Source organism: Mesorhizobium sp. WSM4846, assembly GCF_055811415.1.
Genome location: NZ_JBVVPZ010000046.1, coordinates 1 through 23,106, shown reverse-complemented (window position 1 = coordinate 23,106; position 23,106 = coordinate 1). Strand labels below are relative to the sequence as shown.

At 64.5% G+C, this 23,106-nt stretch carries 19 protein-coding genes and 1 pseudogene; 11 read left to right on the top strand and 9 right to left on the bottom strand.

Annotated features, from left to right (window positions below):
* Window positions 1–90: 90 nt before the first annotated feature.
* On the top strand, window positions 91–1,167 hold the full coding sequence (locus AC0L15_RS27725; RefSeq protein ID WP_473497702.1) for an NAD(P)/FAD-dependent oxidoreductase: 1,077 nt from the start codon (window positions 91–93) through the stop codon (window positions 1,165–1,167).
* Here the strand turns inward: AC0L15_RS27725 and AC0L15_RS27720 are convergent.
* From AC0L15_RS27720 to AC0L15_RS27710, 3 genes are all read right to left on the bottom strand, one after another.
* The gene (locus AC0L15_RS27720; RefSeq protein ID WP_023803737.1) at window positions 1,161–2,534 is read right to left on the bottom strand and encodes an amidase; all 1,374 of its coding nucleotides are present in this window, start codon (window positions 2,532–2,534) and stop codon (window positions 1,161–1,163) included. The two genes, AC0L15_RS27725 and AC0L15_RS27720, sit on opposite strands and share 7 nt — an antisense overlap.
* 169 nt (window positions 2,535–2,703) lie before the next feature.
* Window positions 2,704–3,504, bottom strand: coding sequence for a class II glutamine amidotransferase (locus tag AC0L15_RS27715; RefSeq protein WP_023803738.1), 801 nt, complete (start codon window positions 3,502–3,504; stop codon window positions 2,704–2,706).
* A gap of 13 nt (window positions 3,505–3,517) precedes the next feature.
* Entirely contained in the window at window positions 3,518–3,772 is a 255-nt protein-coding gene (locus AC0L15_RS27710) for a DUF6356 family protein (RefSeq protein WP_023803739.1), read from the bottom strand.
* 114 nt (window positions 3,773–3,886) lie between these two features.
* On the opposite strand from AC0L15_RS27710, the gene AC0L15_RS27705 reads away from it, so the two are divergent.
* From AC0L15_RS27705 to AC0L15_RS27680, 6 genes are all read left to right on the top strand, one after another.
* On the top strand, window positions 3,887–4,357 hold the full coding sequence (locus AC0L15_RS27705; protein ID WP_023803740.1) for an Lrp/AsnC family transcriptional regulator: 471 nt from the start codon (window positions 3,887–3,889) through the stop codon (window positions 4,355–4,357).
* Between the two features lie 84 nt (window positions 4,358–4,441).
* Window positions 4,442–4,927: a dUTP diphosphatase gene (gene dut, locus AC0L15_RS27700; RefSeq protein WP_023803741.1), complete on the top strand. Its 486-nt coding sequence runs from the start codon at window positions 4,442–4,444 to the stop codon at window positions 4,925–4,927.
* A complete protein-coding gene (locus AC0L15_RS27695) occupies window positions 4,927–5,583 on the top strand; it encodes an HAD family hydrolase (RefSeq protein ID WP_287055152.1) in 657 nt (218 codons plus the stop codon). The genes dut and AC0L15_RS27695 overlap by 1 nt, the downstream gene beginning before the upstream one ends.
* 85 nt (window positions 5,584–5,668) lie before the next feature.
* Entirely contained in the window at window positions 5,669–6,517 is an 849-nt protein-coding gene (locus AC0L15_RS27690) for a hypothetical protein (RefSeq protein ID WP_287250282.1), read from the top strand.
* 68 nt (window positions 6,518–6,585) lie between these two features.
* Window positions 6,586–7,389: an isocitrate lyase/PEP mutase family protein gene (locus AC0L15_RS27685; RefSeq protein WP_473497700.1), complete on the top strand. Its 804-nt coding sequence runs from the start codon at window positions 6,586–6,588 to the stop codon at window positions 7,387–7,389.
* Window positions 7,390–7,402: 13 nt separating this feature from the next.
* A complete protein-coding gene (locus AC0L15_RS27680; RefSeq protein ID WP_287250278.1) occupies window positions 7,403–8,398 on the top strand; it encodes a proline racemase family protein in 996 nt (331 codons plus the stop codon).
* A 100-nt stretch (window positions 8,399–8,498) separates the two neighbouring features.
* Here the strand turns inward: AC0L15_RS27680 and AC0L15_RS27675 are convergent, their stop codons facing one another.
* Complete coding sequence (locus tag AC0L15_RS27675) at window positions 8,499–9,194, bottom strand: sulfate transporter family protein (RefSeq protein ID WP_287282956.1); 696 nt, start codon at window positions 9,192–9,194, stop codon at window positions 8,499–8,501.
* 194 nt (window positions 9,195–9,388) lie between these two features.
* Here AC0L15_RS27675 and AC0L15_RS27670 point away from each other — a divergent pair, with 194 nt between their 5' ends.
* Window positions 9,389–10,381, top strand: coding sequence for an adenosine kinase (locus AC0L15_RS27670; protein ID WP_287250275.1), 993 nt, complete (start codon window positions 9,389–9,391; stop codon window positions 10,379–10,381).
* A gap of 17 nt (window positions 10,382–10,398) precedes the next feature.
* On the opposite strand, the gene AC0L15_RS27665 is transcribed toward AC0L15_RS27670, so the two are convergent.
* Entirely contained in the window at window positions 10,399–12,678 is a 2,280-nt protein-coding gene (locus tag AC0L15_RS27665; protein WP_287250273.1) for an NADP-dependent malic enzyme, read from the bottom strand.
* 142 nt (window positions 12,679–12,820) lie between these two features.
* Here AC0L15_RS27665 and mutS point away from each other — a divergent pair, with 142 nt between their 5' ends.
* A complete protein-coding gene (gene mutS, locus AC0L15_RS27660; protein ID WP_287250271.1) occupies window positions 12,821–15,571 on the top strand; it encodes a DNA mismatch repair protein MutS in 2,751 nt (916 codons plus the stop codon).
* 217 nt (window positions 15,572–15,788) lie between these two features.
* Here mutS and AC0L15_RS27655 read toward each other — a convergent pair whose 3' ends face one another.
* The 3 genes and pseudogenes from AC0L15_RS27655 to AC0L15_RS27645 all read right to left on the bottom strand — a co-directional run.
* On the bottom strand, window positions 15,789–16,634 hold the full coding sequence (locus AC0L15_RS27655; RefSeq protein WP_473497697.1) for an aldo/keto reductase: 846 nt from the start codon (window positions 16,632–16,634) through the stop codon (window positions 15,789–15,791).
* Between the two features lie 32 nt (window positions 16,635–16,666).
* Window positions 16,667–17,068, bottom strand: a complete 402-nt coding sequence (gene copM / locus AC0L15_RS27650) for a CopM family metallochaperone (protein ID WP_287250266.1) — start codon at window positions 17,066–17,068, stop codon at window positions 16,667–16,669.
* A 317-nt stretch (window positions 17,069–17,385) separates the two neighbouring features.
* Window positions 17,386–17,913, bottom strand: a pseudogene (locus AC0L15_RS27645) (YHS domain-containing protein); the annotation flags it as partial.
* 308 nt (window positions 17,914–18,221) lie between these two features.
* On the opposite strand from AC0L15_RS27645, the gene AC0L15_RS27640 reads away from it, so the two are divergent.
* Entirely contained in the window at window positions 18,222–21,023 is a 2,802-nt protein-coding gene (locus tag AC0L15_RS27640) for a [protein-PII] uridylyltransferase (RefSeq protein WP_473497695.1), read from the top strand.
* A gap of 46 nt (window positions 21,024–21,069) precedes the next feature.
* Window positions 21,070–22,668 carry a murein biosynthesis integral membrane protein MurJ gene (gene murJ, locus AC0L15_RS27635; RefSeq protein WP_287250261.1) on the top strand — a complete coding sequence of 533 codons (1,599 nt, stop codon included), beginning with the start codon at window positions 21,070–21,072 and terminating at the stop codon, window positions 22,666–22,668.
* Window positions 22,669–22,698: 30 nt separating this feature from the next.
* Here murJ and AC0L15_RS27630 read toward each other — a convergent pair whose 3' ends face one another.
* Window positions 22,699–22,860, bottom strand: coding sequence for a hypothetical protein (locus AC0L15_RS27630; RefSeq protein ID WP_023803758.1), 162 nt, complete (start codon window positions 22,858–22,860; stop codon window positions 22,699–22,701).
* Between the last annotated feature and the right edge of the window lie 246 nt (window positions 22,861–23,106).

The window sequence follows — 23,106 nt, the reverse complement described above, 5'->3', positions numbered from 1 at the left end:
GCCTGTCGAACAATTTTGGGCGGTTGCCCCGCCTTGAGATAGGTCCGCCGCAATGGCATCAACATGAGGCGGTTCGATAAAGGTCCATCCATGAGCGCAGCCAAGCACGTCATCGTCGGCGGCGCCGGCATCATCGGCGCGTCCATCGGCTGGCATCTGGCGAAGGCTGGCGCGAACGTGACGATCATTGCCGACAGCGGCGCCGGCGGTGTCGCTACGCCGAATTCCTTTGCCTGGATCAATGCCAGTTGGGGCAATCCAGAGCCGTATTTCCGGCTGCGTACCCGTTCGATGGCCGAGTGGACGCGGCTTGCCCATGACGTGCCCGGCATTCCGCTCGCCTGGTGCGGCGGCCTGTGCTGGGACATGCCGCCGGCCGAGCTTGAGGCCTATGCCGCCGAGCATTCCGCCTGGGGCTACGGGATCGAGCGCGTCGACCGCGTGGGAGCCGCACGTATAGAGCCAAATTTGACCGAGCTTCCCGACTTCGCCCTTCACGTCGCTGAGGAGGGCGTGGCCGAACCGGTCGCGGCCACGCAGACGCTGCTGGCCGACGCCGAGCGGGTTGGCGCGCGGGTGATTACCAGCACGACAGTCACCGCGCTGATACAGACCAATGGCAGGATTAGCGGCGTCGATACGTCAGGCGGACGGATTGTCGCCGACGAGGTGGTGATCGCGGCCGGCGCCGGCTCTGCGGCAATTGCGGCAACGGCCGGGCTAAAACTGCCGATCGAGACGCCGCCCGGCCTGATCGTCCATTCACGCCCGTACGAAAAGCTGCTCAACGGCCTGGTGATCGGCGACCGGCTGCACATGCGCCAGACTGCCGAGGGCCGCATCATCGCCGGCTCGGATTTCGGCGGCGCCGATCCGGGCATGGATACCGAAGCCACAGCCCGCGAGTTGTATGCGTCGATGAAAACCATGCTGCGCGGCGCCGACCGGCTGGATCTGGATTTTCACACTGTCGGCTATCGGCCGACGCCGATCGACGGCTTTCCGATCATCGGACGGGCTCAAGGCGTGAGCGGCCTCTATGTCGCGGTCATGCATTCCGGCATCACGCTGGCGCCTGCCGTCGGCCTGTTCGCCGGCCGGGAAATACTGGACGACGCGCGCGACCCGCTGCTTGAGCCCTATGGGTTGGCGCGGTTTGCTCAATAGCCGGGCGGAGGGCGAAAACCGCCGCTCAGCGGCGCTATCGCCCTGGCGATGCCAAGCAGCCGCGATTCTGACCAGCGACGGCCGACCAGCTGCAAGCCGATGGGCAGGCCGTCGCGGTCCTGCCCGCAGGGCATCGACAGTGCTGGGTGGCCGCTGTAGTTGAACACCGCGCCATAGGCTGGCAGCAGCCAGTAGCTCTGCTCCCTGTCATCGACCTTGATTGGTGTTCCCGGCTCGCAATGCGGAAAGGCCGTGGTCATGGCGACGGGGCAAAGCAAGACATCGCAACCTTCGAAAAACCAGTCCCAGGCAAGGATTGACTGGTCGCGGCGGGCGAGCGCCTCGAACCAGCGCGAGACCGGTGTCGGTTCTTCTGGCGGCTCCGGTTGCGCAGCCTCCAGCATCATGCCGATCAGCGCGCCGCCTTGCGTCAGATCGTCATGCAGGTCGAGCGTCGGCAGTCTTGCTTCCTCGACGGCTGCCCCCGCAGACTTGAGTTGCTCGGCCAGACTTTCGACCGCGGCCCTGATCTCGCCGGCTACCGGAAAACCCGGAAAGGCCGGCGCGAAAGCGATGCGCAGGGTCTTGGGATCAACCTCCGGCGTGCCCTCGACAGGCACCGGGGCAAGGTCGGTGTCGCTGCCATCCGGTCCTGCAATGATCCTCAGGATCAGCGCCAGATCTTCGACGTTGCGGGCCAGCGGACCGATGCAGGACATCAGCCGTACGCCGCGCGGTACGCCACCGGGATCGGGAAAGGCGCCGGCCAAGGAGACGCGATGCTCGGTCGGCTTGAGGCCGTAGACACCGCAGAAGGCTGCCGGCAGGCGGATCGAATCCTGCATGTCGGTGCCGAGTTCGAATGGCGTCATGCCCGCGCAAAGTGCTGCCGCAGCTCCCCCGCTGGAACCGCCGGCGGTGCGCGATAGATCCCACGGATTACTGGTGCGGCCGAACAGTGGGTTGTTCGACTGCCAGTCGCCCAGCATCGTTGCGACATTTGTCTTGCCGACGAGCACGCCGCCGGCCGCCTTCAACCTGAGGACGATCGGGCTGTCTTTTCTCGCCACATAGTCGGCAAAAGGCGGGAAGCCGACCGTCGTCTTCATCCCCAGTGTTTCGTGGGTGTCCTTCAGCGTGAACGGCACGCCGTGCAGCGGCCCGAGAGCGTCGCCGCGCGCTTGCGCTTCGTCGGCCTTCTTCGCGCGAGCGCGAGCCCCTTCCCTGTCGAGCGTGACGACCGCGTTGACCGCCTCATTATGCCTGTCGATCTCAGCCAAATGCGCGTCCAGCGCTTCCACGGCGGAAATCTTGCGGTCGCGGATCGCGGCAGCCAATTCTCTGGTGGAGGAAGAGACGAGGTCCATGCCCAATGCTCCGGCTTGCTAGCGGCGCCAGCCTCACCAAATGGCGGACTACGGCGCGTCTTCAAGCCGAGTTCAGCATTCGAGGACAGGTGGTGCTTGATCGGAATTGCGCTGCGAGGGTCTGCTGAGGTCGGCACCGTCCCGCGATATTGCCGCGATAGCGAGGGATCTACACGGCCAGCGCCAGTCTTGCCGGCTCCGGCGCAAACGGACGAATGGTCATGCCGTCTCTGGTGATGGTGACGAAGCTAGAGGGCGGGATCGGCTGCCAGTCGCCGCCATCACGATCGAAAGGCTCCGACATAAGGCATCGTCCGCCGCCATTGCGGAAGACGGAGGTGTAGAGCGTCGGCGCGTGGGCATCGGTCGCATAGCGCACTGCATGGAGCGATTCGCCGTCCGACAAGGCGGCGGTAAGTCTCAGCGCCGGTTCGAAGCCGGCGCGGCGCGAGGCGTCGATCACCCGCGCCGTAGCGCGCGACACCGCGCCTTGCGGATCGCCCGCCAGACCCTCGTCGATCATCAGGAGAAAGAAAAGTTCGGAATCGGTGGTGCCCTCGCGGCGATCGAAGACATCGTCGGAGAGCGCGTTTTCCAGCGCGCGGCGGATTCTTTCGAAGCCGCCGATCTGGCCGTTGTGCATGAACGACCAGCGGCCGGCAGTGAAGGGATGACAGTTCATGCGGCTGGTGGCGCCGCCGGTCGAGGCGCGCACATGGGCAAGGAACAGGCTGGACCTGATCTGCCGGCACAGGCTCTTCAGATTGGGATCGGACCAGGCCGGCAGGATGTCGCGATAGAGACCCGGTTCGGGCCGGTCGCCGTACCAGGCGAGACCAAAGCCATCGCCATTGGTCGGCGACTTGGCTTCCTGAGCGCAATGACTCTGGGCGATCAGCGAATGGCAGGGCGCCGTGACGATGTCTTCGAGGAAAACCGCTTCGCCAAGATAGGCCGCCCACCGGCACATCGCTTAATCCCCCTCAGGCGCGATCCATGAGAGCCGCAGGCTCCTTGATCGCGTGTGTGCCTCTGTTGTGCGTGCGCTCATAGAGCTCGCGAACGATTCGGCTGGCCGTAGTCTCAAACAGAAACGGCAAGAAAGCGTGAATGAGTGCGGCGAACGCTGCCATGAACAGACGCGAGCAGAACCACGCCGCGAAAGCCATATGGCTGAAATAGGTCTCGCCCACCTTGGCCGGGTGAGAGGTAAAGAGCCTTGCAAGCGGTGTCGTCATGGTGGTCCTCCTGCCGGGAAAAGCCCCCGATGCTGAGTATTCTGACACGAGGTTTTGATTGATTAGTCCCAAAATATCCTTGTGTCTGGTCAATTATTGGGACAAACATCCCACATGTCGCTGGAAATCGATGAGATCGACCGAAGATTGCTGGCCGAACTGCAACGCGACGGCACGCTGTCGGTCGACCAATTGTCGCAAAGGGTGTCGCTGTCGCGCAACGCCTGCTGGCGCCGGGTCAAGCGGCTCGAGGAAGACGGCGTCATCACCGGCCGGGTGGCGCTGGTCGATGCCGACAAGCTTGGCCTTGGCCTTTCGGTGTTCATCTTGGTCCGGACCTCCAATCATGATCCCGACTGGCTGCAAAAATTCCGGGCGGCAGTGGGCGGCTTTCCCGAGATCACCGGCGTCTACCGCATGTCCGGCGACCTCGACTATGTCTTGCGCGCCCGCGTCGCCGACGTGAAGGCGTATGACCGGCTCTATCAGCGGCTTATCGCCAAGGTGGCGCTGTCGGATGTTTCGGCCTCCTTCGTCATGGAGGAGATCAAGGAGACGACCATCGTCCCGGTAGAACTGCGCTGAAACGGAACTGCGCTGAAAGAAAGCCGTTGATAGTCTGGCCGCCGAGTTGACTGAATCGGCGTTGATAGCGATAGGATCAGCCTCATGCGCGCAGCCCTCTACACTTCCTCCGTCATCGGTCCGGCCGTCGGCTTCATCAGGCTGCCGCACGGTGAAGGCCTGCCGCTTCCCGCCTATGAAAGCCCGGGCGCCGCCGGCATGGATCTGCGCGCCGCGGTGCCGGACGACCGGCCGCTGCTGATCCTGCCGGGAAAACGCGCGCTGGTGCCGACCGGACTGATCCTGGAGATCCCGGAGGGGGTGGAAGGCCAGGTCCGGCCACGCTCGGGCCTCGCCTTCAAGCACGGGCTTACCTGTCTCAACACGCCGGGCACCATCGACAGCGACTATCGCGGCGAGGTCAAGGTGCTGCTGATCAATCTTGGCGACGAGGATTTCGCGGTGACGCGCGGCATGCGGATCGCGCAGATCGTCTTCGCCCCGGTGACGCAGGCGACGGTCGATGAGCGCAGCTTGGCCGGCGGAACGACGCGCGGCTCCGGCGGCTTCGGATCGACCGGCACGGCCTGATGTCGCTACCCAAACTCGTCATCTTCGATTGCGACGGGGTTCTGGTCGACACCGAGAACCTGGCCAATCGGCGCCTTGCCGAATGGCTCAGCGCCGCCGGCTACCCGGCAAGCTTCGAATATTGCCGCAAGAACTTCTCCGGCCGCGCCATGGTCTCGGTGCAGAAGGAAGTCGAGGCGACCGGCGCCAGCCTCGGCGCCGATTTCGTCGACCGTTGGAACGCCGGTCTGCCGGACCTGTTCGCGCATGGCGTCGAAGCCGTCCCCTATGTCAGGCAGTTCATCGAAGCCGTGCACGCTGCCGGCATCGCAACTTGCGTCGCTTCGTCGGCGCGGGTGAGTAAAATGCACATCACGCTCGGCCAGACCGGGCTGCTGCCGCTGTTCGAGCATGCACTGTTCAGCTCGACCATGGTTTCGCGCGGCAAGCCTTTTCCCGACCTGTTCCTGCATGCCGCAAGCACGATGGGCTTCGCGCCAGCCGACTGCATCGTCATCGAGGACAGCGTCGCCGGGACATTAGCCGGCATTGCCGCCGGCATGCGCGTATTTTCCTACTACGGCGACCCGCATTCCGACCGCGACGGCCTGACCGAGGCCGGCGGCATCCTGTTTGACGACATGCGCGAGCTGGCCGGGCTGGTGCCGATCCCCTGATCTGGTCTTCAGGTTTTTATCCGGCTGGACGCGCCAGGCGCCCATGCTAGCTTGCCAATGTTCGACAGTGGGAGGCGCCCAGCCTATGAACTCGATCCTGTTTCGCTTCACCCTCGCCTGCTTGCTGCTGCCGTGTCTGTGGGCCGCGGCCGGCGCGCAGGGCGTCAGCTTCCCGGACCTTGGCAGCACCCTCCCCGGCCACGAGAACACGACCTATCTCGACCTCGCCAGGATGGTCATTCCCGATCTGGCGGCGGACAAGGATGGCTTCTACCGTGGCTCCATGCCGATCGAGATGCGCCATATCGAAGGTGGGGATAGCGGTGGCTCGCCGCCCGAAACGTCGGGCTTTTCCGATGCTGGCGTGCTCCAGATCAGGGCCGGCGGCAAGGAACGGCTGGCCATGCTGTTCGACCTCGGCAGTTCCTCCGACAGCGCAGAGGGCTTTGCGGTGCTGGCGCTCTACGATCTTGCCGGCAAGCCGAGACTGCTCGACGCTGTCAATGTCGCCGTCGACCGGAGCACCTATTTCCGCGATCCGGGCAAGCTTCCGATCGGACTAGGCGATGACGTCATCATCACCCTGAGCACGCATTTCAATTCGAGCCAGGGCTATGTGAGCACGCCGCTGATCCTGGTCCGCGACGACAGGTTCGAGCTGATCGACATGATCTCTACGTTCGACGAGTCCCTGTGCGCCTACAGGCGCACGCAGGAGTTGGCGTTTCAGACCGTTGCGGAAGGCCAGCCCTATGCGGCCATCAAGGCGACGTTGACCGATGCCATCATGCCGAATGGCGAAAGCTGCGATGATGCGGCGCCCGAGGCTTCCTCGCGCGACATCTCCGTCACCTACCATTGGGACGGGACCGCGTACGTCAAGGGGTCCGACGCACTGGACAAATTGGCAGGAGAGAACGCCAATCGCTTCTGACCCAATCGCATTCGTTTGCCCGGCGGGCAGTGGCGGGATAAAATGCGCTTCGCACTCTGGGAGCATCCATGGACAAGGGCAAAATCTTTCGCGACCTGCACAGTTCGATCTTCGTCATGCCCAACCCCTGGGACGTCGGCACGACGAAACTGCTGGCCTCCTTCGGTTTCAAGGCGTTGGCGACGACCAGCGCCGGCTTTGCCTTTTCGCGCGGCCTGCCCGATGGCGCGGTGACCTTCGAGGCGATGATCCACCACTGCCGCGACGTGACCGCGGCGACCGGCCTGCCGGTCTCGGCCGACCTCGAGAAGGGCAAGGGCGACAGCGCGACAAGTGCCGCGGAAACTGTCTTCGCAGCCGAAGCGGCAGGCCTCGCCGGCTGCTCGATCGAGGACCACACCGGCGAGCCCGACAAGCCGATTTATGAATTTTCGCATGCCGTCGAGCGCGTCGCCGCTGCAGCGGAGGCGGCACGGGCGCTGAAGCACGACTTCGTCTTCACCGCGCGGGCCGAGAATTTTCTGTGGGGCAGGCCAGACATCGACGACACGATCAAGCGGCTGCAGGCCTTCGAGAAGGCCGGCGCCGACGTGCTCTACGCGCCAGGCCTCGGCGATGTCGAGACGGTGCAAACCGTCTGCTCGGCGCTGACCAAGCCGGTCAACGTCATGGTGAGGCCCGGCTTCACCATCGCCGATCTTGCCCAGGCAGGGGTCAAGCGCATTTCACTCGGGCCCTGGCTGACCAATTACGCCTTCGGCATGCTGGAAACGGCGGCGCGCGAGATCCAGCAGGACGGCACCTTCGGCTTCACCCGCACCGCCTTGCCGTTCGGCAAGCTGCAGGCGTTGTTTGCCAAATCTTCAGCTTAGATGGGCCCAACGCATGAAGCTCAGCGTCGTCGACATGCACACCGGCGGCGAGCCGCTGCGGATCGTCACCGGTGGTTATCCCAACATCCCTGCAGGCACGATCCTGGAAAAACGCGCCTATGTGCGCGATCATCTCGATCATCTCAGGAAGATCCTGATGTTCGAGCCGCGCGGCCATTACGACATGTATGGCGCGCTGCTGGTGGAACCCGACCTGCCCGGCGCCGACCTCGCCGTGCTGTTCATGCACAATGAGGGCTATTCGACGATGTGCGGCCACGCCATCGTCGCGCTCGGCCGCTACGCCGTCGACGAGGGGCTGGTGGCGCGGCAGGAGCCGCTGACGACAGTCAACATCGAGGCGCCGTGCGGGCTGGTCGTCGCCTCGGTCGAGGTGCAGGACGGCAAGGCCGGTGCTGTGTCATTCGAAAGCGTGCCGGCCTTTCTGTTCGCCCGCGACCAGCAGATCGAATTGCCGGGTTACGGGGCGATCGGATTCGACATCGCCTATGGCGGCGCCTTCTATGCGCTCGCCGATTGCCGGCAGTTCGGGCTGGAGTTCGGCAAGAACCGCGTGCGCGATTTCGTCGATGCGGCGACGGCACTGACGGAGAAGCTGAAGAATGGATTCCCGCTGTCGCATCCCGACCATGCCGAGCTTGCCTTTCTCTACGGCACCATCCTGACCGATGGACAGGACGCATATTCCGATAGCCCGACCAAAAACATATGCGTCTTCGCCGAGGCCCAGGTCGACCGCTCGCCGACCGGATCGGGTGTCACCGCGCGGCTGGCGGCGATGCATGCCAGGGGCGAAATCGCCGGCCAGACGCGGCTGTTCGAGAGTATCGCCGGCTCGCGCTTTTCCGGCAGCGTGGCGAGGACCGCGAAAGCCGGGCCGCATGATGCCATCATCGCCCGCGTCGGCGGCCGCGCCTTCTACAGCGGCCGGGCCGAATTCATCGTCGAATCCGAGGACGAGTTGGGACGTGGTTTTCTTTTACACTAGCGCCGGCCCCGAGAAACCGAACCGAGCGTACCGTTGGGTACGCCCCGGAAGCGCAGGACATCGGCATTCGCGAGCCGGCATCACCTGAGCATCAGCACTCCTACACTGCTTCCCGCGCCGAGATAGCCTTGTGCAGGTGCACCATCATGGCGGCGGCGAACAGCGGCGTCAAAAGGTTGAGCAGCGGCACGGCGAGGAAGGCAGCGACAACCAGCCCGGCGAGGAATACCGTGACGGCATGTTTTTTGCGTAACGCCCGTGCTTCGGCCTCCGGGCGAAAGCGCATGGCGGCGAATTCGAAGAATTCGCGTCCCAGCAGATAGCCGTTGACGATGAAGAAGGCAGCGATGTTGATGCCCGGCACCAGCAGCAGCAGCAAGGCCACGATGTTGCCGAGGATGACGACGCCGAAGAATCTTATCGCCAGCACCAGCGAGCGCAGCGCCGGCATGGCGCGGCCGGGCGGGTCATTGGGATAGTCGGTGCGCTCGACCAGTTCGGCGGCGTCGTCGAGGAACAGGCCGGCGATGATCGCCGTCACCGGCGCGATCAGCAGCGCCAGACCCAGCGCCAGACCGATCCCGGCGACGATGACGCCCAGCCATCCGGCCCAGGACGGCAGGGCGGGCAGCCATGCGTCGATCCATGGCCAGGCCAGCCATTCGAACAGGCCCTCGATGGCGAACCAAAGCGCGGCGAGCGCCAGCAAGGTCAGGCCCAACGTTTTTACGAACACCGAGCGGAATTCGGGCGAGAACAGCTGGCTGGCGGCGGCGCGGGCGGCGCTGGAGATCACGGCGTTTCCAATTCCATGTTGAACATCTGCGAAATAAGCGGAGACACGAGAAGTCACAAGCGCAACCAAGGGCGCAACCACGTGCGGCGTCACGCCAATTAAAATCACGACCTAGGCAAAGCCGCATCAAATCGCTAGACCCGCCCGCGGCCGGCATGCCAGAAAGCCGGTGGTTTTTCGCGGAGACATGATTGATGCCGAACTATGACGTGCTTTGTATCGGTAATGCCATTGTCGACATTATCGCCCAGTGCGACGAGGCATTCCTTGAGACGAACGGCATCATCAAGGGCGCGATGAATTTGATCGACACGAGGCGCGCCGAGCTGCTCTACAGCCGCATGGGCCCGGCCATCGAAGCCTCCGGCGGCAGCGCCGGCAACACGGCGGCGGGCGTCGCCAGCTTCGGCGGCCGCGCCGCCTTCTTCGGCAAGGTCTCGAATGACACGCTCGGCGAGATCTACGCCCATGACATGCACGCCCAGGGCGTGGCCTTCGACACCAGGCCGCTCAATGGCGAACCGCCGACGGCGCGCTCGATGATCTTCGTCACGCCGGACGGCGAGCGCTCGATGAACACCTATCTCGGCGCTTGCATCGAGCTCGGTCCGGAGGATGTCGAGGCGGACAAGGCGTCGGGCGCCGCCGTTACCTATTTCGAGGGCTATCTGTGGGACCCGCCGCGCGCCAAGGAAGCGTTCCGGCAGACGGCGAAGCTCGCCCACGCAGCCGGGCGCGAAGTGTCGATGACATTGTCGGATTCGTTCTGCGTCGACCGCTACCGCGAGGAGTTTCTGGAGCTGATGCGCTCGGGCACCGTCGATATCGTCTTTGCCAATAGCCACGAGATCAAGTCGCTGTACCAGACCGCCTCGTTCGACGAGGCGCTGGCCCAGATCCGCAAGGATTGCAAGATCGCCGCCGTCACCCGCTCCGAAAAGGGCTCGATCATCGTGCGCGGCGACGAGACCGTCACCATCAATGCGACGGAAATCCGCGAACTGGTCGACACCACCGGCGCCGGCGACCTCTATGCCGCCGGCTTCCTCTACGGCTACACACAAGGCCGCAGCCTGAAGCATTGCGGCGATCTCGGCTCGCTGGCGGCCGGGCTGGTGATCCAGCAGATCGGGCCAAGGCCGCGGCAGAATTTACGCCACGAGGCTGAGCAGGCAGGGCTGCTGTAGGAAGAGGCGCTCGTTCCTCACGCCCCGGCGGTATAAGCGGCAATCGCCGCCATGTTGACGATGTCGCTGTCCTTGGCGTTGAGCGAGACGATCTGAACCGGCTTGTCCAAGCCGACCAGCAGCGGGCCGATGACGGTCGAGCCACCGAGTTCCTGCAGCATTTTGGTCGAGATCGAGGCCGAGTGGAAGGCTGGCATGATCAGCACATTGGCCGGGCCGGTCAGCCGGATGAACGGGTATTGCGCCATGGCGCGCGCGCTGAGCGCCACGTCGGCGGCCATCTCGCCGTCATACTCGAAATCGACGCGCCGCTTGTCGAGGATGCGCACCGCTTCCTGGATGCGTTCGGAGCGCTCGCCCTGCGGATGGCCGAAGGTGGAATAGGCAAGCATGGCCAGCCGTGGCTCATAACCCATGCGGCGGGCAAAGCCGGCGGCCTCCTCGGCGATGTCGGCGATCTGTTCGGCATTCGGCATATCGTGCACGGCGGTGTCGGCGACAATCACGGTTCGGCCCCGCGCCAGCACGATCGAGGCGCCGATGACGCGGTGGCCGGGCTTGGCGTCGATGATGCGGCGGATGTCGTCGAGCGCCGTCGAGTAGTTGCGGGTGACGCCGGTGACGATGCCATCGGCATCGCCCAGCGCCACCATGCAGGCGGCGAAATGGTTGCGGTCGTTGTTGATCAGGCGCTGGCAGTCGCGAAACAGGAAGCCCTTGCGCTGCATGCGCTCGTATAGATAGTCGGTGTAGACGCCGTTGCGGCGCGACAGCCTGGCATTGATGATCTCGATGCCTTGCTTGTTCAGTTCGATGCCGGCGTTCCTGGCGTTCTCCTTGATGATGTCCTCGCGGCCGAGCAGGATGGCGGTGCCGAGCCGCTGGTTCACATAGGAGACGGCGGCGCGCATCACCTGCTCCTCCTCGCCCTCGGCGAAAACGATGCGCTTGGGCTGGCGGCGCACGCGGTCGTAGATGCGCTGCAGGGTCGAGGCGATCGGATCGCGGCGGGCGGACAGCTCCTGCGCGTAGCGGTCGAGGTCGAGGATCGGCTTGCGCGCGACGCCGGATTCCATTGCGGCCTTGGCAACCGCGATCGGAATGGCCGAGATCAGGCGCGGGTCGAACGGCACCGGGATGATGTAGTTGGGGCCGAATTTCGGCCGCATGCCCTGGTAGGCGGCGGCGACGTCGTCGGGCACATCCTGGCGCGCCAGTTCGGCGAGCGCACGCGCCGCGGCGATCTTCATGTCGTCATTGATGGTGGTCGCCCGCACGTCCAGCGCGCCGCGGAAGATGTAAGGGAAGCCGAGCACGTTGTTGACCTGGTTCGGATAGTCCGAACGGCCGGTGGCCATGATGGCATCGGCGCGGATTTCGGCGACTTCCTCCGGCGTGATCTCCGGATCGGGGTTGGCCATGGCGAAGATGATCGGCTTCTCGGCCATCGACTGCACCATCTTGGTGGTCAGCGCGCCCTTGGCTGAGAGGCCGAGGAACACGTCGGCACCGTCGAGCGCCTCGGCCAGCGAGCGCGCGTCGGTCTTGACGGCGTGCGCCGACTTCCACTGGTTCATGCCTTCGGTGCGGCCCTGGAAGACGACGCCTTTGGTGTCGCACAGGATGATGTTTTCGGGCGCAAAGCCCATCGCCTTCATCAGTTCGATGCAGGCGATGCCGGCGGCACCGGCGCCGTTGCAGACCATTTTGGTGGTCTTCATGTCGCGGCCGGTGATTTCCAGCGCGTTGATCAGGCCGGCCGCCGAAATGATGGCGGTGCCGTGCTGGTCGTCATGAAAGACCGGTATGTCCATAAGTTCGCGCAGCCGCTGCTCGATGATGAAGCACTCCGGCGCCTTGATGTCTTCCAGATTGATACCGCCGAACGACGGCCCAAGGAAACGCACGCAATTGATGAACTCTTCGGCATCCTCGGTGTCGACCTCGAGATCGATCGAATCGACATCGGCGAAGCGCTTGAACAGCACCGCCTTGCCTTCCATCACCGGCTTGGCGGCCAGCGCGCCGAGATTGCCGAGGCCGAGGATGGCGGTGCCGTTGGAGATGACGGCGACCATATTGCCGCGCGCCGTGTAGTCGAAGGCGCGGCTGGGATCCTCGGCGATGGCAAGCACCGGAACCGCGACGCCCGGCGAATAGGCGAGACTGAGGTCGCGCTGGGTGGCCATCGGCTTGGTGGCGACGATCTCCAGCTTGCCCGGGCGGCCCATGGCATGGAATTCCAGCGCCTCCTGCGCACTGACGGAGGGGCCGTTGCTTTCGGTTTTCTTGGCCATGATGCTTTCGATTTCCTCACCCGTGCAGCACCTCGTTGAGACGGGCGCGGTGCTTTCTTTTGTGGAACGTTCGGGATTAAGGCTACACTTCGCCGCTGTAAACCGCCAAGCAGATGGCTTGGGATATTTTGGAAGCAACTTCTTGAACGACGAAACGCCCATTCGCAGCGACAGCGCTACGCCGGCCTTTGCGCCGGCAACGCCGATGATGGAGCAGTATATCGAGATCAAGGCGGCGAACCCGGATTCGCTGCTGTTCTACCGCATGGGCGATTTCTACGAGCTGTTCTTCGATGACGCCGAGAAGGCGAGCCGGGCGCTCGGCATCGTCCTGACCAAGCGTGGCAAGCACCAGGGCCTCGACATCCCGATGTGCGGCGTGCCGGTGCATGCCGCCGACGATTATCTGCAGAAGCTGATTGGACAAGGGTTCCGCGTCGCCGTCTGCGAGCAGATCGAGGATCCGGCAGAGGCGAAGAAACGCGGTGGCAAATCGGTGGTGCGCCGCGACGTGGTGCGGCTGGTAACGCCCGGCACCATCACCGAGGACAAATTGCTGGCGCCGTCGGAATCGAGTTTCTTGATGGCTCTTGGCCGGGTCAAGGGCGGAGCCGAACAAAGAAGCGGGGATCGCGGCAGCGCGACAGGGAACCAAGGAACTTTTGCGCTGGCCTGGATCGAGATCTCGACCGGCGCCTTCCGCGTTGCCGAGACCAGCGCCGACCGGCTGCTCGCCGATGTCTTTCGCGTCGACCCACGCGAGCTGATCGTCGCCGAACCGGTGTTTTACGATCCGGAGCTGAAATCGGTGTTCGATGTGCTCGGCCGCATCGCCAGTCCGCAGCCGCCGAGCCTGTTCGACTCGGCGTCGGCCGCCGGGCGCATAGCCCGTTTCTTCGAGGTGGCGACGCCGGACAGCTTCGGCACGTTTTCCCGCGCCGAGCTGTCGGCGATCTCAGGCGCCATCGCCTATGTCGAGAAGACGCAGAAGGCCGAGCGGCCGCCGCTGTCGCGGCCCGAGCGTGAGGAGCAGGGTTCGACGCTGTTCATCGATCCGGCGACACGCGCCAATCTGGAACTGCTGCGCACGCTGTCCGGCAGCCGCGAGGGCTCGCTGTTCAAGGCGATCGACCGCACGGTGACCGGCGGCGGCGCGCGGCTGCTCGCCGACCGGCTGATGGCGCCGCTGACCGATCCGGCGGCAATTGGCGCAAGGCTGGATTCGGTGTCGTTCTTCCGGTCCGAGACACGGCTGTGCCAGGCGGTGCGGGCGAGCCTGAAGAGCGTCGCCGACATGCCACGCGCGCTGTCGCGGCTGGCGCTCAACCGCGGCGGCCCGCGCGATCTCGGCGCGCTGCGTGCCGGGTTCGAGGCCGCCGGCGCTATTGCCGAACTGTTTGGGGCGACCGCCCTGCCGCCAGAATTGACGGCGGCGCGGGCGGCGATCGAGGCGCTGCCGCGCCCGCTGACCGAGCATCTGACGCGGGCGCTCGCCGACGAGCTGCCGCTGCTCAGGCGCGACGGCGGCTTCGTCCGTTCCAGCTACAACGCCGAGCTCGACGAGATGCGGGCGCTGCGCGATGAATCTCGCAAGGTGATCGCCGGGCTGGAGCGCTCGCTGATCGACGAAACCGGCATCCGCTCGCTGAAAATCCGGCACAATAATGTGCTTGGCTACTACATCGAAGTCACCGCCAACAACCATGCGATCATGACGAGCAGCGACGGGGCGAAGGCGCGCTTCATCCATCGCCAGACCATGGCCAACGCCATGCGCTTCACCACGACCGAACTGGCGGACTTGGAATCGAAGATCGCCAATGCCGCCGACCGGGCGCTGGCGATCGAGCTTGCCGCCTTCGACAGGCTGACGGCGGAAGCGGTCGGCGAGGCGGACAAGATCCGCGCCGGCGCCGAAGCACTCGCCGTGCTCGACGTGTCGGCGGCACTGGCGCTGCTTTCCGAAAGCGAGGCATGGTGCCGACCCATCGTGGACGCGAGCCTCGCCTTCGCCATTTCGGGCGGACGGCATCCGGTGGTGGAACAGTCGCTGCGGCGTTCGGGCGAAGGACCGTTCGTCGCCAATGATTGCGATCTGTCGCCGGAAGGCAATGCCAAAAACGGCGCGATCTGGCTGCTGACCGGCCCGAATATGGGCGGCAAATCGACCTTCCTCAGGCAGAACGCGCTGATCGCCATCCTCGCCCAGACCGGCTCGTTCGTGCCGGCGGCATCAGCCCATATCGGCGTCGTCGACCGGCTGTTTTCACGTGTCGGCGCCTCCGACGACCTGGCGCGCGGCCGTTCGACCTTCATGGTCGAGATGGTCGAAACGGCGGCGATCCTCAACCAGGCCGGCGAACGCGCGCTGGTGATCCTCGACGAGATCGGCCGCGGCACCGCCACCTTCGACGGCCTGTCGATCGCCTGGGCGGCGGTCGAGTATCTGCACGAAAAAAACCGCTGCCGGGCGATCTTCGCCACCCATTTCCACGAAATGACTGCGCTGGCCAGCAAGCTCGCTCGACTGCACAATGTCACCATGCGGGTCAAGGAATGGGAAGGCGACGTGGTCTTCCTGCACGAGGTCGGCAAGGGTGCCGCCGACCGCTCCTACGGCGTGCAGGTGGCGCGTCTGGCCGGCTTGCCGGAGGCGGTAGTCGGGCGGGCCAGGGAAGTGCTGCACCAACTGGAAGCTGGCGAGGTTTCGGGCAAGGCCAACCGGCTGGTCGACGATCTGCCGCTGTTTTCGGTGGCGGTGAGGCGGGAGGCATCGAGCCCGGCAAAGAGCGATGGGCTGAGCGCGGCGCTAGGGGAGATCAACCCCGACGAGATGACGCCGCGGGAGGCGCTGGAGGCGCTTTACCGGCTGAAGGGGATGGCGGGGAAGTAGCTGGGCCTCGGTGCTCTACGGCGCCCCCCTCTGTCCTGCCGGACATCTCCCCCACAGGTGGGGAAATTGGCCGTCATCTCGGCTTTCGCCAATCGCCAACGTTGAAGAGGAGCGGGACGGCGAAGCTGCCGATCTCCCCCCAAGTGGGGGAGATGTCCGGCAGGACAGAGGGGGGCGCCGTAGAACGCGACCTTGGCTTCTGGTCCCGCACCATCCCTCAAATCATCTGCAGGCCCTGCTTCCGCCTCGGCGGCGGGAAGGCGCGGTCGATTTCGGTGAAATCCTCACGCGTAAGCTCGATGTCGAGCGCCGCGACATTCTGGCGGATATGCTCCTGCTTGCTGGCCTTTGGAATGGCGATGACGCCGTCCTGTGCCATCACCCAGGCAAGTGCGATTTGCGCCGCTGTCGCGTCGTGGCGGGCGGCGATGGCTTCGAGGCTGGCGTTACGCGCCAATACGCCCTGGTCGACCGGCGAATAGGCCATCAGCGGAATGCCGCGCTGCCGGCTCCAGGGCGCAAGGTCGAATTCGGGGCCGCGCTGGCACAGATTGTAGAGGATCTGGTTGGTCTGGACGCCGTCGCCGGCCGGCAGGCTGACCAGTTCCTCCATCTCATGAGTGTCAAAATTGCTGACGCCCCAGTGGCGGATCTTGCCGGCTTTTTTCAACGCCTCGAACGCCTCGACCGTTTCCGCCAGCGGCACGCTGCCGGGCCAGTGCAGCAGATAGAGATCGGTGCGGTCGGTGCAAAGATGCCTGAGGCTTGCCTCGCAGGCCGCCGGCACGCCGGTGCGCGAGGCGTTGGACGGCAGCACCTTGGAGACCAGGAACACCTCGTCGCGGCGCCCGGCAATAGCATCCGCCACCACTTCCTCGGCACCGCCGCTGGCGTACATTTCGGCGGTGTCGATCAGCGTCATGCCGAGATCCAGCCCAAGCTTCAGGGCATTGACCTCATCGGCATGGCGGCGGGCGTCCTCTCCCATTTTCCAAGTGCCTTGACCCAGCACGGGAACGGCTTCGCCCGAGGGCAATGTTGTGGTTCTTATCGTTGACGGCATGGCGTGCTCCAGTCGAGGCCCGATGGCTGATGCTACTTCACCGGATGGGCGGCCAGCCAATCCTGCATCCGCTTGATCTCGGCTTCCTGCGCCGCGATAACCGCTTCGGCCAGCTTGCGCATTTCCGAATCCTTGCCATTGGCAAGCTCGACCTTGGCCATGTCGATAGCCGCCTGGTGATGCGGGATCATGCCGCGGGCGAAATCGACATCGGCATTGCCGGAATATTCGATCGCCGTCATCGCGGTGTGCATTTTGTCCATCGCCGCCTTGTAGCTGTCGGTCGAGGCACCCTGCGCGCCCATCGCCCCCATGTCGTGCGCCCCCATGTCGTGTTTCGTCTCCTGGGCTTGCGACGGAATGCTTTCCAGGAAAACGGCAAGCAGCATTCCGGCCGCCATCAGCAGCAGCACGATCTTCTTGGCCAACGTCATTCATGATCTCCTTTTTGAACGAGTTCCTATCTGGGGACTTGGCTCAGAGTTTCAACGTCCTGAGCCGCAACGCGTTGGTGATCACCGAAACCGAGGACAGGCTCATCGCCGCTGCCAGGGACAGGCGATGATCAGCACCGAGACCGCCGAGACGATTGCAAAGATCAGACTGGGTTGCGGCCCGAAGATCGCCCAGGCGATGAACGCAACGATCGCAACCACCACGACGGCCGGGACGAAATAGAAGGAGAGGCGGTCGGCCAGGCCCTGGATCGGCGCGCGCGAACGCTGCGCCTTGGCGACGAGCTCGACGATCCGCGCCAGAAATCGACCAGTTCCGGGTTCGGGCCCTCGTCGCCGGTCGGCACGCCCATCGGTTCCAGCGCCATCCCGCAGATCGGGCAGGCGCCTGACTTGTCGCGGACGATTTCTGGATGCATCGGACAGGTGTATTGCGTGCCTTTCGGCATCGCCTGCTGCTCCGGCCTGTCGCCAAGATAGTTTGCCGGCTCCGCCTCACTTCACCTTGCAACCGGCCGAGCAGAAATAGAAGCCCTGGCCTTCATGCCGGGAAAAGTGCTTCGCGGCGGCACGCTCGACACGCATGCCGCAGACCGGATCGGTGGCGGCAATGTAGTTTTCGGCTCGGCCGTGAACCTCGAACGGCAGCGCTCGCTGCAGAAATGATAGCGATGGCCGCCATGCTCGGCGGTCGGCTTGCCGGCGGCCGGATCGACGGTCATGCCGCAGACCGGGTCGCGAATGACCGCGTCGGCGACGGACGGAGCAGCTTTCGGCGAGCAGCAACCGCTATGGGCGTGATGGTCGTGGTCGGAATGCGTCAATGCGGAAAGACCGCTCTGTCTCGGACTTGCAACAGAGGTAGTGCTTCCAGTGACTGGAAGGTCAAGGGCCAATTTCGACCCTTGGTGCCGTGGTGCATGCCGGACTGCCTGACCCAAACCGCTTCCATGCTTATGGCCGCCGCCACTTCCGGGCTTGGCAACATCGTCCAGCAAGACCATCTATCAAGTGCGGCAGGAGGCGATCATCCGGTTTCGACTCCCGTGGAGAGCCTGTCTGTCCGCCCCATACCCAGCGCCGCGAAAACGCGCTATAGACGCCGCCAAAACGGCGAGGCCGAACGGCAGTTATGGCAAGAATCTCTCTAAAGCTCGACGAACTGATCGACGCCGAAGCCTTGCGCCGCGAGATGACCGCGCTGACTGCGGCCACGGCAGGCGACGGCTCCGGCAAGGCTGCGCGTGCCGGTGTTCTCCAGCTTCTCAAGGGCAGGCTGGCCGCCGGCCGCAGCATCGCCGAACGCATGCTGACGGACGACGGCAGCGGCACTGCCTGCGCCGCCCGGCTGTCGCATCTCATGGACGAAATCATCCGCGCGCTCTACGAGTTCGCCGCCACTCACGTCTATCGCGTCAAAAACCCGTCATCGGCCGAACGCATGGCCGTCGTCGCGGTCGGCGGCTATGGCCGCGGCACGCTGGCACCGGGATCCGATATCGATCTGCTCTTCCTGCTGCCCTACAAGCAGACGCCATGGGGCGAGCAGATCGTCGAATACATGCTCTACGTGCTGTGGGACCTGGGGCTGAAGGTCGGCCACGCCACCCGCAACATCGACGAATGCCTGCGGCAGTCGCGCACCGACATCACCATCCGCACCTCGATCCTGGAGGCGCGTTTTCTGTGGGGCGAGCAGAAGCTCTATGACGAGCTCTTGCAGCGCTTCGACCGCGAGGTGGTGCGCACGACCGGACCCGAATATGTGCAGGCCAAGCTTGCCGAACGCGACGAGCGTCATGCCAAGGCCGGCGAAAGCCGCTATCTGGTCGAACCCAACGTCAAGGACGGCAAGGGCGGCCTGCGCGACCTGCAGACGCTGTTCTGGATCGGCAAGTATTTCTACCGGGTCCGCACCGGCGAGGAACTGGTCGACAAGGGCGTCTTCACCGGCACCGAATACCGGGAATTCCAGAAGGCCGAGGACTTCCTGTGGGCGGTGCGCTGCCACATGCATTTCCTCACCGGCAAGGCCGAGGAACGGCTGCATTTCGACATCCAGCGCGAGATCGCCGAGCGGCTGGGTTACACCACACATCCGGGCCTGTCGGCGGTCGAGCGCTTCATGAAGCATTACTTCCTCGTCGCCAAGGACGTCGGCGATCTGACCCGCATCTTCTGCGCGGCGCTCGAGGAAGAGCAGGCCAAGCATGTGCCGGGCTTCAACCGCATCTTCCTCACCTTCTCGCGCCGCAAGCGCAAGCTTGCCGGCACGTCCGATTTCATTATCGACAACCATCGCATCAACATCGCCGACGACCTGGTGTTCGAGCGCGATCCGGTCAATCTCTTGAGGCTGTTCTGGTTCGCCGACAAGCACGGGCTGGAATTTCACCCCGATGCGCTGAAGCTGCTGACCCGTTCGCTCGGCCTCGTCGGCAAGGCGCTCAGGCGCGACGAGGAAGCCAACCGGCTGTTCCTCGACATATTGACGTCGGACCGCAATGCCGAACTCAATCTCAGGCGGATGAACGAGGCGGGACTGCTGGCAAAGCTGATCCCGGATTTCGGCAAGATCGTCGCCATGATGCAGTTCTCGCTGTACCACCACTATACGGTGGACGAGCACCTGATCCGCTGCATCGGCGTGCTGGCCGAGATCGAGCGCGGCGACGGTGAAAAGGTCCACCCGCTTGCCCACTCGCTGATGCCGGGGCTGAAGAAAAGCCGCGAGGCGCTCTATGTCGCGGTGCTGCTGCACGATATCGCCAAGGGCCGGCCGGAGGACCATTCCGAAGCTGGCGCCCGGATCGCGCGGCGGATCTGCCCGCATATGGGGTTGTCGGCGGCCGACACCGAAACGGTCGCCTGGCTGGTCGAGAACCATTTGGTGATGTCGATGACGGCGCAGACCCGCGACCTCAACGACCGCAAGACGATCGAGGACTTTTCCGCGATCGTGCAGTCGGTCGAACGGCTGAAGCTGCTGCTCGTCCTGACCGTCTGCGATATCAGAGGCGTCGGGCCTGGCGTCTGGAACGGCTGGAAGGGTCAGTTGCTGCGCACGCTCTACTACGAAACCGAACTGCTGTTGACCGGCGGGTTTTCGGAAGTGTCGCGTGCGATGCGCACCGCGGCTGCCCGCGAAAAGCTGGCCGAGTCGCTCGCCGATTGGCCGGAAAAGGCGCGCAAGCGCTATGTCGCCAAGCACTATGAGAATTATCTGCTGGCGGTCGATCTCGCCGACCAGCTTCGCCACGCCGAATTCATCCGCGAGGCGGATGCGGCGGGCAAGAAGCTCGCCACGATGATCAAGACCCACCAGTTCGAGGCGGTGACCGAGATCACCGTGCTGGCGCAGGACCATCCCCGCCTGCTGTCGGTCATTGCCGGCGCCTGTGTGGCGGCCGGCGGCAACATCGTCGATGCGCAGATCTTCACCACCTCCGACGGCCGCGCGCTGGACACCATCCTGATCTCGAGGGAATTCGACCGCGACGAGGACGAACGCCGCCGTGCCGAACGCGTCGGCCGGCTGATCGAGGACGTGCTGTCGGGCAAGAGCTGGCTGCCGGAGATGATCGAGAAGCGCACCAAGCCGCGGCGCGGCGCCAAGGTCTTCCGCATCCAGCCGCGCGCCGAAATCCGCAACACGCTGTCGAACCGGTTCTCGGTGATCGAGGTCGAGGGGCTGGATCGGCCGGGCCTGCTGTCCGAGATCACCGGGGCGTTGTCCGACTTGTCGCTCGACATCGCCTCGGCACACATCACCACGTTCGGCGAAAAGGTCATCGACACCTTCTATGTCACCGATCTCACCGGCCAGAAGATCGACAGCCCGACCCGCATGGCCGCCATCAAAAACAGGCTGATCGCCGTCCTCGAAGGCACCGTGCCCGAGCGCGGCGGCAAGGCCAAGGCTGCAGCCGAGTGACAGCCACCACTCATTTGTCCCAATCCTGCAGGCAGTCTCCAGACGCATGAGCCTTGTCAAAAAGTTCGCGACGGTCGCTTCCGGCACGCTGATGAGCCGCGCCCTCGGCTTCGGCCGTGAGATGCTGATGGCGGCCGCGCTCGGCACCGGGCCGATCGCCGACGCCTTCAATGCCGCCTTCCAGTTTCCCAACACCTTCCGCCGGCTGTTTGCCGAAGGCGCCTTCAACGCCGCCTTCGTGCCGCTGTTCGCCAAGGAGATCGAGACCCACGGCACCGATGGCGCCAAGCGCTTTTCCGAAGAGGTGTTCGGCGTGCTGTTCACGGCGCTGCTGGCGCTGACCATCGCCATGGAACTGGCGATGCCGCTGATCGTGCGCTACCTGGTGGCGCCGGGCTTTGCCGACTCGCCTGGAAAGTTCGAGATGACGGTCCGGCTCGCGACCATCATGTTTCCCTATCTGATCTGCATGTCGCTCGGCGCCATGATGGCCGGCATGCTGAATTCGCTGCGCCGCTATTTCGCCGCCGCGGTGGCGCCGGTGTTCCTAAACGTCATCCTGATCGGCGTGCTCGCCTATGCCTGGCACAAGGGATCGGACGCGCGCACCGTTGGCTTCGCACTGGCCTGGGGCGTGCTGGCGGCGGGGCTGGTGCAACTGGCGATCGTCTGGGTGGCGGTGCGCCATGCCGGCATCTCGATCGGCTTTCGCCGGCCAAGGATGACGCCCAATGTCAAGCGGCTGCTGATCCTGGCGCTGCCGGCGGCGATCACCGGCGGCATCACCCAGATCAACCAACTGATCGGCACCGCAATCGCCTCGGCGCAGGACAGCGCGGTGTCGTCGCTCGCCTATGCCGATCGCATCTATCAGCTGCCGCTCGGCGTCGTCGGCATCGCCGTCGCCATAGTGCTTCTGCCCGAACTGTCGCGGGCGCTGAAGTCGGGCAATCTGATCGAGGCGGCCAATCTGCAAAACCGGTCGGTGGAGTTCACGCTGTTCCTGACCTTGCCGGCGGCGGCGGCACTGCTGGTCATGGCGGAGCCGATCGTCGGGCTGGTCTACGAACGCGGAGCATTTGCCGCAAACAACTCGACGCCGATCGTGGCGGCGATCCTGGCGATCTTCGGCTTGGGGCTGCCGGCCTTCGTGCTGATCAAAGCGTTCACCCCCGGCTATTTCGCCCGCGAGGACACGCGCACGCCGATGATCTTCGCCGCTATCTCGGTGGCTGTGAACATCACCACCGCGCTGACGCTGTTTCCGCAGATGGGCGCGCCGGGCATCGCCGTCGCCTCGGCCGTCGCCGGCTGGGTCAATGCGCTGATGCTGCTCGGCTTGCTGATCCGGCGCGGCCATTGGGGCCGCGACGTGCCGCTCATGAGACGCATCCCACGGCTGGTGCTGTCGGCCGCGGTGATGGCGACGGGGCTATATTTTGCCGAACACTGGTTCGCCGCCCAACTGGCTTCGGGCTCGCCGCTGGTGGTCAAGACTGCAACGCTGCTTGGGCTCGTCGCCGGCGGGGCGCTGCTTTATTTCGTCACCGCCTTCGCCATCGGCGGCGCCGATTTCGGCATGATCCGGCGCAGTATGGCGCGGAAGGGATCACCGCCTGTCAGGGGACAGTCTCCAGATCCGTAAGCCTAACCGTAGCGACCCCGTCGACAAGCATCAGTCTTCACCGGACAATTCGTCATAGACCGGGCGCGGCAGCGGCTTACGTGCCTGCTTGCTAAGTTCGATCCCGAATTCGGCCCGAAGCCGCGCCGCTGTCTCTAGCGGCGTCTCGCGGCCATGTCGGTGCTCCAAAGCTTTCTCGTTTGAGATGGTCATCCATTTCTCGTCAGATCGTTTGCAGAATATGCACCTATCATACCATATCGATGTCGGCGCCGCCCCTCATTGCCCTGCCGGGCATTTCTCCCCGTAAACGGGGAGAAAGAGGCTGGCTGCCCCTCGGCGCTCGTCCTGCAACGCCTGTCGTTGGCGAAACCGTCGACGACGGTGTCCAGTTGATAGATGGGTAACACTTTGAACCGGATACATGGGTTACAGTTTTCCCCCTGTCGTGTCCGCCGC

Excerpts from the sequence above, each read along its gene's own strand:
- AC0L15_RS27725 (WP_473497702.1), top strand. The coding sequence starts at position 91 with ATGAGCGCAGCCAAGCACGTCATCGTCGGCGGCGCCGGCATCATCGGC.
- AC0L15_RS27720 (WP_023803737.1), bottom strand. The coding sequence starts at position 2,534 with ATGGACCTCGTCTCTTCCTCCACCAGAGAATTGGCTGCCGCGATCCGC.
- AC0L15_RS27715 (WP_023803738.1), bottom strand. The coding sequence starts at position 3,504 with ATGTGCCGGTGGGCGGCCTATCTTGGCGAAGCGGTTTTCCTCGAAGAC.
- AC0L15_RS27710 (WP_023803739.1), bottom strand. The coding sequence starts at position 3,772 with ATGACGACACCGCTTGCAAGGCTCTTTACCTCTCACCCGGCCAAGGTG.
- AC0L15_RS27705 (WP_023803740.1), top strand. The coding sequence starts at position 3,887 with ATGTCGCTGGAAATCGATGAGATCGACCGAAGATTGCTGGCCGAACTG.
- dut (WP_023803741.1), top strand. The coding sequence starts at position 4,442 with ATGCGCGCAGCCCTCTACACTTCCTCCGTCATCGGTCCGGCCGTCGGC.
- AC0L15_RS27695 (WP_287055152.1), top strand. The coding sequence starts at position 4,927 with ATGTCGCTACCCAAACTCGTCATCTTCGATTGCGACGGGGTTCTGGTC.
- AC0L15_RS27690 (WP_287250282.1), top strand. The coding sequence starts at position 5,669 with ATGAACTCGATCCTGTTTCGCTTCACCCTCGCCTGCTTGCTGCTGCCG.
- AC0L15_RS27685 (WP_473497700.1), top strand. The coding sequence starts at position 6,586 with ATGGACAAGGGCAAAATCTTTCGCGACCTGCACAGTTCGATCTTCGTC.
- AC0L15_RS27680 (WP_287250278.1), top strand. The coding sequence starts at position 7,403 with ATGAAGCTCAGCGTCGTCGACATGCACACCGGCGGCGAGCCGCTGCGG.
- AC0L15_RS27670 (WP_287250275.1), top strand. The coding sequence starts at position 9,389 with ATGCCGAACTATGACGTGCTTTGTATCGGTAATGCCATTGTCGACATT.
- AC0L15_RS27665 (WP_287250273.1), bottom strand. The coding sequence starts at position 12,678 with ATGGCCAAGAAAACCGAAAGCAACGGCCCCTCCGTCAGTGCGCAGGAG.
- AC0L15_RS27655 (WP_473497697.1), bottom strand. The coding sequence starts at position 16,634 with ATGCCGTCAACGATAAGAACCACAACATTGCCCTCGGGCGAAGCCGTT.
- copM (WP_287250266.1), bottom strand. The coding sequence starts at position 17,068 with ATGACGTTGGCCAAGAAGATCGTGCTGCTGCTGATGGCGGCCGGAATG.
- AC0L15_RS27640 (WP_473497695.1), top strand. The coding sequence starts at position 18,222 with ATGGCAAGAATCTCTCTAAAGCTCGACGAACTGATCGACGCCGAAGCC.
- murJ (WP_287250261.1), top strand. The coding sequence starts at position 21,070 with ATGAGCCTTGTCAAAAAGTTCGCGACGGTCGCTTCCGGCACGCTGATG.
- AC0L15_RS27630 (WP_023803758.1), bottom strand. The coding sequence starts at position 22,860 with ATGACCATCTCAAACGAGAAAGCTTTGGAGCACCGACATGGCCGCGAG.